This is a genomic window from Nonomuraea sp. NPDC003560 (assembly GCF_042878785.1).
In the GTDB taxonomy this organism is placed as follows: Bacteria; Actinomycetota; Actinomycetes; order Streptosporangiales; family Streptosporangiaceae; genus Nonomuraea.
Genome location: NZ_JBIAOF010000002.1, coordinates 291,685 through 301,514 on the forward strand (window position 1 = coordinate 291,685; position 9,830 = coordinate 301,514).

The following is a 9,830-nucleotide window of genomic DNA, read 5'->3' on the forward strand; positions in this document are numbered from 1 at the left end:
TGGCTGAGATACGGATGAAGGTGAACGGCTCCGCCGCCTCGCTGGAGGTGGAGCCGTGGGTCAGCCTGCTGGACGCGCTGCGCGAGCGGCTCGGCGTGACAGGGCCGAAGAAGGGCTGCGACCAGGGCGCCTGCGGCGCGTGCACGGTGCTGGCCGACGGCGTGCGGATCAACTCCTGCCTGGCGCTGGCGGTCCAGTACGACGGCCGCGAGATCACCACGATCGAGGGCGTGGCGCATCCGCTGCAGGAGGCGTTCATCCGCCATGAAGGCTTCCAGTGCGGCTACTGCACCTCGGGCCAGATCTGCTCGGCGATCGGCATGCTGGCCGAGCACGCCGCAGGGATGCCCAGCGCCGTGGCCGACTCCGGCGCCTTGAGCGAGGCCGAGGTCAGGGAGCGGATGAGCGGCAACCTGTGCCGCTGCGGCGCCTACAACGGCATCGTGGACGCGATCATGGACGTTGCGCAGGAGACCCGATGAGGCCGTTCGCCTACCTCAAACCCCTCGACACCGAGGCCGCCCTCCACGCCGCCGCCCAACCGGGCGCGAAGTTCCTCGGCGGCGGCACCAACCTGGTCGACCTGATGCGCGAGGGCATCGAGCGGCCCGACACCCTCGTGGACGTCACCGGCCTGCCGTACGACACGGTGGAGGAGCTGCCCGGCGGCGGGCTGCGGATCGGCGCGCTGGTGCGCAACAGCACCCTCGCCGCCGACCGGCGGGTGCGCACCCGCTACCCGGTGCTGTCGCAGGCGCTGCTGTCGGGAGCCTCCGGCCAGCTGCGGAACATGGCCACCGTGGGCGGCAACCTGCTGCAACGCACCCGCTGCCCCTACTTCTACGACACCGCCTCGGCCTGCAACAAGCGCGAGCCCGGCAGCGGCTGCGACGCGCTGGAGGGGTTCAACCGCGGCTGCGCGATCCTGGGCGTGAGCGAGCACTGCATCGCCACCCACCCGTCCGACATGTGCGTGGCGCTGGCCGCGCTGGACGCCGTGGTGGAGGTGCATGGCGTGGGCGGCACGCGGCGCGTCCCGCTGGCGGACCTGCACCGGCTGCCCGGCGACACTCCGCAGGTCGAGACGTCGCTGGAGGCCGGTGACCTGATCACGGCGGTCGAGCTGCCGCCCGTTCCCGTCGCGGCCCGTTCCCGCTACCGCAAGGTCCGCGACCGCGCCTCCTACGCCTTCGCCCTGGTCTCGGTGGCGGCGGCGCTGGAAGTGCGCGACGGCACGGTTACGGACGTCCGGCTGGCGCTGGGCGGCGTCGCCCCCAAACCCTGGCGGGCCCGCGAGGCGGAGCGGATCCTGCTCGGCGGCCTCGCCGACGAGGCGGCCTTCCGGCGGGCGGCCGAGGCCGAGCTGGCCGCTGCTGCCGTACGGCAGGGAAACGCGTTCAAGACCACCCTGGCCGTCTCCACCATCGTGGCCACGCTGCGCGAGCTGAACGAGGAGGCAGCTCGATGAGCATCAAGTACGCCGAGACAGAGCCCGCGACCGGTACATCCAAGTACGTCGGCCAGGGCGTCGACCGGCGCGACGGCCCCGCCAAGACGACCGGCCAGGCCCGCTTCGCCGCCGAGTTCCCCTACCCGGACCTGGCCTACGCAGCGCTCGTGCACGCCACGATCGCGCGCGGCCGCATCACCGCCCTCGACACGGCGGCGGCACGGGCGGTGCGCGGCGTGATCGACGTGCTCACCCACGAGAACGCCCCGGCCATGAAGCCCGCGCCCAAGATGAGCTTCCTCGACCTCAGCTCGATCGCCTCGGGCACGTCGGTCAACTACCTGGCCACCGACGAGGTGCATTGGAACGGCCAGCCGATCGCGGTCGTGGTCGCCGAGACGCCCGAGACGGCACGGTACGCGGCCTCGCTGGTACGGCCGTCCTACCAGGAACTGCCCGCCACGGTGGACTTCGCCGCCGAAGAGCCGAACGCCGTCCCCGAAAGGGGCATCCCGATCATGGAGAGCGGAGCCGACAAGGGAGACGCGCGCGCCGCGCTGGCCGCCGCGCCCGTCTCGGTGGACCTGCGCTTCAGCACGCCGCCGTACAACCACAACGCGATCGAGCCGCACGCCACGACCGCAGTGTGGGACGGCGACCACCTGACCCTGCACGAGGGCGCGCAGAACATCCCCTGGCTGCGCAAACACCTGGCCCAGCGGTTCGGGGTGCCGGAGACGTCGGTCCGGATCCTGTCGCCGTACGTCGGCGGCGCGTTCGGCGGCAAGTCACGCGCCTGGGCCGGCACCCTGCTGGCCGCGCTGGCCGCACGGGCGACCGGCCGCGCCGTACGGCTCGCGCTCACCCGAGCGGGCGTCTACCACACCGTCGGCGGCCGCACCCCCAGCACGCAGCGGGTCGCGCTCGGCGCCGACGCGACAGGACGGCTGACCGCGCTGATCCACACCAGCGTCTCCAGGACCGCCAGGATCGGCGGCATGCCCGAGCCGATCACCGCGGCCTCCCACCACCTGTACGCAGCCCCCAACATCCACCTGGCCCAGAACGTCGTCCAGCTCGACCTGCTGCCCAACACCTTCATGCGCGCCCCCGGCGAGTCCATCGGCACCTTCGCCGTGGAATCGGCCATGGACGAACTCGCCTGGCAACTGGGCATGGACCCGATCGAACTGCGCATGCGCAACGAGCCCGAGCGTGGCCCGGTGGGCGGCCAGCGGTTCACCCACCGCATGCTCAAGGAGGCGTACGCGCTGGGCGCCGAGCGGTTCGGCTGGAGCGAGCGCGACCCGCGCCCCGGCGTCATGCGCGACGGCCGCTGGCTGGTCGGCATGGGCGTGGCCACCGCCTTCCATCCGTCGATGCGCATGCCCGCGCAGGTCACCGTCCGGCTGGGCGCCGACGGCACGCTCGTCGTGCGCAGCGGCATGCACGAGATGGGCATGGGCACCGCGACCGTGCAGGCCCAGATCGCCGCCGACGAGATGGGCGTCCCGCTGGAGTCCGTACGCGTGGAGTACGGCGACTCCGACCTGCCGCCCGGCCCCGGCGCGATCGGCTCGGTGCAGACCGCCAGCGCCGCGGCGGGCGTGATCGACGCCTGCGCCAAGCTGAAGAAGTCCGTACTCGCCCTGGCCCGCCGTGCCCCCGGCTCACCCCTGCGCGGCCGAAAGCTGGAGGACCTGGTGGCCCGCGACGGCGGCCTCCACCACGCCGGCGGCGGCCAGACCTACGCCGAGATCCTGACCGCGGCCGGCCGCGACCACCTGGAAGCCGAGTCCAAGGCGGGCATGCTCGGCTTCGTCGCCCGCACCGTGCTGGAGCGACGCCGGAAGGTGCGGGCGGCCACCGGCGCGCAGTTCTGCGAGGTCCGGGTGGACCCCGACACCATGGAGGTACGCGTCTCGCGCTGGCTCGGCGTCTTCGACGTCGGCACCGTGATCAACGCCAAGACGGCGACCAGCCAGCTGCGCGGCGGCATCGTGATGGGCATCGGCATGGCCCTGTCGGAGCAGACCCTGATCGACGGCCGCGACGGCCGGATCGTGAACCCGAGCCTGTCGGAGTACCACGTGCCCGTGCACGCCGACGTCCCCCACATCGACGTGCACTACCTGAACGAGCCCGACCCCACCACACCGCTCGGCCTGCTCGGCATCGGCGAGGTCGGCATCACCGGCGTCGCCGCCGCCGTGGCCAACGCCGTACGGCACGCCACCGGCAAGCGTGTCCTCGACCTGCCCATCACCCTCGACAAACTGCTGTGAATCGCGACAGCCCGGGGGCACATCCCCGGGCCGGACGCCGCCCCGGCAACCCCGGCACTCGGGAGGCGATCCTCGCCGCCGCCCGCCACCTGTTCGCCGACAAGGGTTACGACAGGGCCTCCATCCGTGCCGTCGCCACCCGCGCCGAGGTTGATCCGGCGCTGGTTCACCACTATTTCGGCACCAAGGACAAGCTCTTCCTGGCCTGCGTCAGCGCCCCGTTCGACCCGGCGGACCTGATGCCGAAGGTGCTGACGGCACCCCGCGCCGAGCTCGGCGCCGCCTTGGTGCGGGCCGTCCTGAACATCTGGGGCTCTCCCGCCGGCAGCGCCGCCGCGGCGTTGCTGAGCTCCAGCATGAACAACGAGTGGATCGCACGGCTCCTGCGCGAATTCCTCGCCACTCAGGTCCTACGGCCGGTGATCGAGCACCTCGGCATCGACGAACAGGAGGCCCCTGCTCGGGCTGCCCTGGCCGCCACCCAGCTCATCGGCCTGGCCGTGATCCGCTACGTCCTCAAGCTCGAACCCGTCGCCTCCGCCCCGCCCGACCACCTGGTGGCCGCCACCGGCCCCACCGTGCAGCGCTACCTGACCGAAGCCCTGCCCGCCGCACAGCTGAACGGGCCGGGACCGACGAAAGCGGGGAGCGCACTACCGCGCGCTCCCCGCTCCATCTCTCAAGGAACTACTTGAGGTACGGCCCGTCAGCTCCGATCTTGCCCGGAGCCGGGCTGCCGGCCTGGTCGAGCACATAGGCGCGGACGTTGCCCTTGCCGCTGGCGGCGATCGACAGGGTCTGGCCGGTGACGGTCTTGACGTCCCCGGTGACCGCGTCGACGTACTTCCCGTTGGGGATGCCGGTGAACGTGGCGCCGGAGGAGACGGTGACCAGGACGAAGCTGTCGGTGGATCCGCTGGTGTAGCGGCGCTTGTAGGCCATCTGCCCGGTCACGCCTTCGGTCGAGTACTGCCCCATCTGCAGGGCCGGGATCGACCGGCGGATCTGGTTGAGCCGCTGCAGGTGCTTGACCAGCGGCTGGCTCAAGGTGGTCGCGACGGGTCCCGACGCGCTGGAGACCACCCCGAAGTCACTCGCGTTGACGGTGCCCTCGATCTTGTCGCCGTAGTAGGCGCGGCCCGTCGTGGCGAGCGGGCAGGTGGGCCCGCAGTCGATCTGCTTGCCCTTCTGGAACTCGATCTCCGATCCGTAGTAGAGCGTGGGGATGCCGCGGAAGGTCCACATCAGGCTCATGTTCTCGGCCCAGGCGTCGGTGCCGCCGGCGTAGCGGTTGGACGACTTGTTGGGTCCGTAGTCGTGGGAGTCGACGTAGACGGTGTTGTAGGTGGCGTCGTTGGTGCTGTCGTCGGAGTCCTTGCCGTTGTTGAAGGCGTTCTGCGCGTCGGAGAAGTTCATGTGCATGCGCATGTCGATGATGTTCATGCCGGAGAACTTCGAGTGGTCCGGAGCGTGGTAATCGTTGCCGTTCAGGCGGGCGTTGGTGCTGGTGGGCTGGTTGCCCGTACCGAGCTGCTCCTCGTAGTTGTACTGCTCGATCGCGGCCTTCTCGTCGTCGGCGCTGTACTCCTTGCGCTCCTTCCACGTGTAGAACTGCGCGGAGTGGTTGACAGAACCGCGGTTCCACTTGTCGTTGACGAAGGCGGCCACCTCGCCGAACACGTAGAAGTTCTTGGCCTTCTCCTCGCCGAACTTCTCCTTCACCCGGTCATAGATCGCCGGCAGGAAGCGGCGGTTCCAGGTGACGCGGGGGATGTGGATGGCGGTGTCGATGCGGAAACCGTCGACGCCCATGTCGATGTACCGGTTGTAGGCGTCGATGAGGTACTTCTGCACTTCGGCGTTCTCGGTGTTGAAGTCGGCCAGGTCATCGTGCAGCCAGCAACTGCGCGAGTCCTCGCCCTCCCAGTTGCCGATCCAGCACTGGTGGTAGTACTTCGCCGGGAACATGCCCGAGGTCGGGCTCGGCCACTGGCAGTTGTAGATGGTGTAGCCCTCGGGGCTGAACCACTGCGTCGGGGTCCCCCAGTTCTTGCAGGTGTTGCCCGCGGGCTCCTCGGTCGACCACAGGTCGCCGTTGTACGGCCGTCCCTTGGCCATCTCGTTCTGCGCGGCCGTCATGTCGGGGTCGTCGCCCTGGTGCTCGACCATCGGGTCGTACTCCTGGCCCGGAACCTTCTTGCTGTACAGCCACTTCCACTGCTCGTCACGGATGCCGTAGACGGGCGGGACGAACAGGCCCTTGGCGCCCCAACGGGAGCTGTGGTTGTAGACCACGTCCTGGTAGATCTTCAGGCCCTTGGCGTGCGCCTTGTTGATCAGGTCCTGGTAGGTGTTCCCGGGCGTCTCCAGCCGCGTGTCCACCCGGTAGAAGTCCCAGCCGTGGTAGCCGTGGTAGTCGTAGTCGGAGCGGTTCAGCACGACCGGGGTGATCCAGATCGCGGAGAAGCCGAGGGCCTTGATGTAGTCGAGCTTGTCGACGAGGCCCTTGAAGTCGCCGCGGAACATCGGGTCGTTGTTCGTCGCGTTACCGGACCTGATGTTCTGGCTTCCGCCCCTGTCGTTCGAGGTGTCGCCGTCATAGAACCGTGCCGTCATGACGAAGTAGATGGAGTCCTTGCGAGGATCGCCGCCGAGCGGAGTCCCCGGGGACGCCGGCGGCGGCCCGTCGCCCGTCTTCACCGAGACGGCACCGGTGTACGCGGACTTGTTGCCCGCGGCGTCCAGTGCTCGCACCTTGTACGTGTAGGACGTCTGGGGGTCCAGCCCGGAGTCCTTGTACGTCGTGCCGGACGTGGATCGGACGACCGGCGTCTCGTCGCCCTTGGCCCGGCTGATCTCGTAGCCGGTGACGCCCACCTTGTCGGTCGACGCCGTCCACGTCAGCGTGACGTTCGTGCCCGACGCGGTCGCCGTCAGGCCCGTGGGCACGGTCGGCGGAGTCGTGTCCGGCGGCGGCTCGGCCCCACAGGGATCCGACGCCCCCGCGCTTACGACGCCGCTCTTCACGGTGGTGGTGCCGGTGCCGAGGGTGTAGTTGTTGCCGTGGTTGTTGTCCCAGGTTCCGCTGTTGTTGTTGAAGGTGACCTGGAAGGTGGTTGCGGTGGCGAGGTCGACGGTCTTCTTTTTCCAGCCGGTGCAGGCGGTGTCCATGGCGATGCCGGGGACGGTGGTCCAGGTGCCGCCGATGCTGTAGTGGATGTTGGCGGTGCTCCAGGTGGTGGAGTAGTAGACGGTGGCGGTGTTCTGGGGGTTGGTGCCCTGGCAGGGATCCGTGGCGTTGGCGATGGCCACGCCGTCCTTGACGATGGTGGTGCCGGTGCCGAGGGTGTAGTTGTTGCCGTGGTTGTTGTCCCAGGTTCCGCTGTTGTTGTTGAAGGTGACCTGGAAGGTGGTTGCGGTGGCGAGGTCGACGGTCTTCTTTTTCCAGCCGGTGCAGGCGGTGTCCATGGCGATGCCGGGGACGGTGGTCCAGGTGCCGCCGATGCCGTAGTGGATGTTGGCGGTGCTCCAGCTCGTCTTGTAGAAGACGGTGGCGCTGTTCGCGGCACGGGCTGCGGTCACCGGTATCAGGGTTGATAACACGATGATCGCCGCGGCCGCGGCTGAGTACAGGCGCTTCATTGCCGTTCTTTCTGTTGGGGGATGAGAGTCGTCCCGGCCCGGACGAGGCCGAGACGCCCCGGCGTCGTCTAGCTGCCGCAGGGGTCGGTGGCGTTGGCGGTGGCCACGCCGTTCTTCACCGTGGTGGTGCCGGTGCCGAGGGCGTAGTTCTTGCCGCTGTTGTTGTCCCAGGTTCCGCTGTTGTTGTTGAACGTGACCTGGAAGGTGGTTGCGGTGGCGAGGTCGATGGTCTTCTTTTTCCAGCCGGTGCAGGCGGTGTCCATGGCGATGCCGGGGACGGTGGTCCAGGTGCCGCCGATGCCGTAGTGGATGTTGGCGGTGCTCCAGGTGGTGGAGTAGTAGACGGTGGCGGTGTTCTGGGGGTTGGTGCCCTGGCAGGGGTCGGTGGCGTTGGCGGTGGCGACGCCGTCCTTGACGATGGTGGTGCCGGTGCCGAGGGTGTAGTTGTTGCCGTGGTTGTTGTCCCAGGTTCCGCTGTTGTTGTTGAAGGTGACCTGGAAGGTCGTTGCGGTGGCGAGGTCGATGGTCTTCTTTTTCCAGCCGGTGCAGGCGGTGTCCATGGCGATGCCGGGGACGGTGGTCCAGGTGCCGCCGATGCCGTAGTGGATGTTGGCGGTGCTCCAGCTCGTCTTGTAGAAGACGGTCGCGGTGCTGCCGCCCGTCGGGGTCGGCGTCGGGGTCGGAGTCGCGGTCGGGGTCGCGGTCGGCGAGGGCGAGGTGCCGACTCGGATGGCGACGGCGCTCTTGGCAGGCACAGTGACCGTCGCCGTGCCGCCGGCGTTCACGGTGACCGAGCCGCTGCCTGCGACGTTGGGGTACGTCCCGGCGGGCAGGCCGGTGGTGAAGGTGCGGGTGACGCCGCTGTTCTCGTTGTTGATGGCCACCCAGCCCCTGTCGCCGCGGCTGAAGGCGATCAGGTTGCTCCCGTTGTCGGTCCAGTTGCCGACCGAGGTGCCGCTGACGGCGTTGTAGAAGCCCACCATGCCGGACATCTCGCGGTCGAAGCAGGTCCAGCGGCCGTTGGAGCAGTCGGTGTCGGTGACGAACCCGCCGTTGGCCGACGGCGGTCCGCCCTCCCTGTCGTTCCAGGTGAAGGAGGAGTAGACGTTGGGCTTGCCGTACGGCCAGGCCAGCATGAACGTGTTGGCCAGCTTGTAGGTGGCGCCGTACTTGTACGTGAGCGTGGAGTCGCCCCGTTCGGTGTCGTGGTTGTCCACGAAGACCATGGCCTTGTCGCTGCCCACCGACAGGCCCCAGCTCTGGCCGAAGGTCTGCAGCGACTTGATCTGGCCGGTGAACTGCTCCTTGAGCTTGCGGCCGTAGACGAACTCGTCCACGTCGCCGACGCCGGTGTACTGGCTCGGCTGGACCGCCTCGTTCTGGCCGTAGATGACTTCCTGGTGGATGTAGGGCGACCCCTTGAGCCTGGACTTGATCGCCGCGAGGTCGTCGGGACTCATGTGCTTGGCGGCGTCGATACGGAAGCCGTCGACGCCCAGGTCGATCAGCTTGTTCAGGTACGCGGCGATCTGGTCGCGCACGTGGTCCGAACCGGTGTTGAGGTCCGACAGGCCGACGAGCTCGCAGTTCTGCACCCGCCAGGCGTTGTTGCCGTAGTCGGCATCGTTGATGCCGCAGGGGGGCTGGTGGAAGTCCTGGGAGGAGTACAGGCCGGGGTAGTCGTACTTGCTGAAGCCGTAGCCGCCGTAGCTCGTCGAGCCTTGCCCGGTCATGTGGTTGATGACCGTGTCCACCTGGACCTTCACGCCCGCGGCGTGGCAGGCGTCGATCATCTTCCTGAACGCGTCCTGGTCACCGAACTTGCTGGTCAGGTCGTACCGGGCGGGCTGGTAGATGTCCCACCAGACCGAGCCTCCCTTGGACATGGAATCGGACGGCGGGGACACTTGCACCGATCCGTAGCCGGCCGGGCCCAGGACGTCGGTGCACTCCTTGGCCACCGACTTCCAGTTCCAGTTCCACAGGTTGACGGTGACGCCGGGGCCGGAGGCGGCGTTGGCGGGCTCCTCGGTGAGAACCGGCAGCGCCACTGCGGTGGCCGCCACCGCGGCCGCGCTTAACGCGCCCGCAACGATTGCTTTGTACAGTCTCATGGTGGGGGTCTCCAGATTGAGGACGGGATCCCGTGAGGGCGGGCCGGGTGGGCGAACACCTGGCCCGCTTCCATGCGAAACGCCTGCCGAGAGGCGTACGGGTTGTTTCGGCTCGACGACACGAGCCGCCGTGACGATGCTGTGTCGTCCTCGTTCCGCGCCGCTGCGGAGTGCTTGAGAACGGAACACGGAGACGAACTGGCCGCCCGGCCCCGGACATCGTGGGCGTTGGGGGAGGGGGCGGCGCCCTCGGAGGGGTGGGGGATGGGCACACCGTAGGGGCCTCCATGTTCAGGTTTCCTAGGTGTTGCCTGGAAGTTACTCAGTGGCCATCCGGAT

General features: G+C 68.7%; 6 protein-coding genes. 4 read left to right on the forward strand and 2 right to left on the reverse strand.

Annotation, left to right across the window (positions count from 1 at the left end; all coding sequences use genetic code 11):
• Positions 1–14 precede the first annotated feature (14 nt).
• From ACFYUV_RS06765 to ACFYUV_RS06780, 4 genes are read left to right on the forward strand one after another with little or no spacing between them, the layout of a single operon-like run.
• Complete coding sequence (locus ACFYUV_RS06765) at positions 15–482, forward strand: (2Fe-2S)-binding protein (protein ID WP_387667458.1); 468 nt, start codon at positions 15–17, stop codon at positions 480–482.
• On the forward strand, positions 479–1,468 hold the full coding sequence (locus tag ACFYUV_RS06770) for an FAD binding domain-containing protein (RefSeq protein ID WP_387665789.1): 990 nt from the start codon (positions 479–481) through the stop codon (positions 1,466–1,468). Before ACFYUV_RS06765 ends, ACFYUV_RS06770 begins: the two co-directional genes overlap by 4 nt.
• Positions 1,465–3,735 carry a xanthine dehydrogenase family protein molybdopterin-binding subunit gene (locus ACFYUV_RS06775; RefSeq protein WP_387665791.1) on the forward strand — a complete coding sequence of 757 codons (2,271 nt, stop codon included), beginning with the start codon at positions 1,465–1,467 and terminating at the stop codon, positions 3,733–3,735. The genes ACFYUV_RS06770 and ACFYUV_RS06775 overlap by 4 nt, the downstream gene beginning before the upstream one ends.
• A complete protein-coding gene (locus ACFYUV_RS06780) occupies positions 3,732–4,430 on the forward strand; it encodes a TetR family transcriptional regulator (protein ID WP_387665793.1) in 699 nt (232 codons plus the stop codon). Before ACFYUV_RS06775 ends, ACFYUV_RS06780 begins: the two co-directional genes overlap by 4 nt.
• Here ACFYUV_RS06780 and ACFYUV_RS06785 read toward each other — a convergent pair.
• On the reverse strand, positions 4,423–7,317 hold the full coding sequence (locus tag ACFYUV_RS06785; protein WP_387665795.1) for a carbohydrate binding domain-containing protein: 2,895 nt from the start codon (positions 7,315–7,317) through the stop codon (positions 4,423–4,425). The two genes, ACFYUV_RS06780 and ACFYUV_RS06785, sit on opposite strands and share 8 nt — an antisense overlap.
• A gap of 128 nt (positions 7,318–7,445) precedes the next feature.
• Complete coding sequence (locus ACFYUV_RS06790; protein ID WP_387665798.1) at positions 7,446–9,443, reverse strand: carbohydrate binding domain-containing protein; 1,998 nt, start codon at positions 9,441–9,443, stop codon at positions 7,446–7,448.
• Positions 9,444–9,830: the final 387 nt, after the last annotated feature.